The sequence below is a fragment of the Microcoleus sp. T3_A4 genome, from assembly GCF_036700465.1.
In the GTDB taxonomy this organism is placed as follows: Bacteria; Cyanobacteriota; Cyanobacteriia; order Cyanobacteriales; family Microcoleaceae; genus Microcoleus.
Genome location: NZ_JAUBOY010000128.1, coordinates 1 through 1,739, shown reverse-complemented (window position 1 = coordinate 1,739; position 1,739 = coordinate 1). Strand labels below are relative to the sequence as shown.

Sequence of the window (1,739 nt, the reverse complement as noted above, 5' to 3'; positions counted from 1 at the left end):
TTTAATGCGCTTTGTTATTAAGGAGAAAGAGTGAGAAAATCCAGAGCAGTGAGAGAATTATCAGCACCAAAAACCTGAGCCAAAACCTCACCAGTCGCCGCAACTTGTAGCAGTGTGGCATTCGCCGTCGGATTAATTTGCAAAGCCTCAAAACTCAAGCCACCAGCCAGGACAAACTTATCACTTCCTACGGAAAAATTGAGCACTGTATCAATACCGCTATTAGCGCTTAACACAAAGTGATCACTCCCAATCCCCCCAATCAAAGTATCATCTACCCCATCACCAAACAGCCAGTCATCCCCAACACCCCCATTGAGAATATCCCTATCTTTCCCTCCGTAAATAGTGTCATTACCATCATCACCATTGAGAGTATCTTGACCTTCATTGCCGTATAACAGGTCATCGCCACTACCACCATTAATACAGTCTTGCTGACCGTCAGAGCCCACAGCGCCTCGCAGATTTTCCCCGCGATCGCCACTAATGGTATCATTACCTTCATCCCCACACAAAATATCGCTGCCATCATCGCCGTAGATCAAATCATCGCCCGCATCTCCCTGTACAACATCGTCATCCTTGCCACCACGAAGGGTATCGTTACCAAAACCCCCATCGAGAGAGTCAGAACTCTCACCACCGTTGAGTAAGTCATTTCCATCTCCTCCAAATAGGAAGTCGCGGCCATCGACATCCGACACTAACTCGTTTTGCAAGCCACCATAAAGCGAGTCGTCTCCCTCATCGCCGACAATCGTGTCGGAACCGAGTTCGCCCCAAATCCGGTCGTTGTCTTTGCCACCGTAAACTAAGTCATTACCTTTGCCGCCAAAAATGCTATCGTTACCGCTACCGCCGCCGATGAGATCGCCGGTGTCGTTGCCGAAAATTAAATCGCTTTCATCAGTCGCAACTGTACTACCTGCTGTAGTGCCGTAGTCGCCGATGATGGTGTCGGAACCTTGATTGCCGTAGAGAGTATCCGAGTCAGTTTCGCCGAAAATTCGATCGCCCCCTTTGCCTCCAAACAGCAAATCCCGTCCGTTACCACCTCGTAAGGTGTCGTCTTGTTCTTGGCCGTGAAGTAAGTCGTTGCCATCTCCTCCTGTCAGCAAATCGAAGCCGTCGGGGTCACTGTCTAGGGAGTTGAGTACGCCACCAAACACAGAGTCGTCTCCGTTGTCGCCGTCAAGGGTGTCCGGGCCTTTGTCACCCCAAATCAGGTCGTTGTCGATGCCACCATAGGCGATGTCAGGGCCTTTGCCCGAGTAAATCGTGTCATTGCCTTGAGTGCCGGCAATGGCGTCGCCTGAAGAACCGCCGAAAATTAGGTCGCTGTCGTTGTCGCTTAAGTCGATGTTGTTGCCGTTGTCGCCGACTATGGTGTCGGCACCGCGATCGCCGTACAATGTGTCGGAGTTGCGATCACCAATCAGGCGATCATCTTGTTTGCCACCAAATACGGCATCGGTGTGTTTGCCGGCGTAAACGATGTCGTTGCTTCTACCTGCTGCGATGAAGTCTCGCTGTTGTTCGCCGAAGATGATATCGCTGCCGCCTTCACCTAATACTGTGTCGTCGCCACCAAAGGAGAGAAACAGTTGGTTGGTTTCGTTTCCTGTTAAGGAATCGTTGCCTTCGGTTCCGATGCTGGTGTTTTGGATGTCGATGAGTTGGGCGGCGTTGGAGTCGAAGTTGAGTATGGGCTCTGGCTGGGGTTGGATAAATGTGAT

Annotated in this window: 1 protein-coding gene; it reads right to left on the bottom strand. The window is 50.9% G+C overall.

The annotated features are described in order from the left end of the window. Positions 1-17 precede the first annotated feature (17 nt). Positions 18-1,739 (bottom strand): calcium-binding protein (locus QUA07_RS29840; RefSeq protein WP_333332852.1); only part of this gene is annotated, 1,722 nt, incomplete at its 5' end.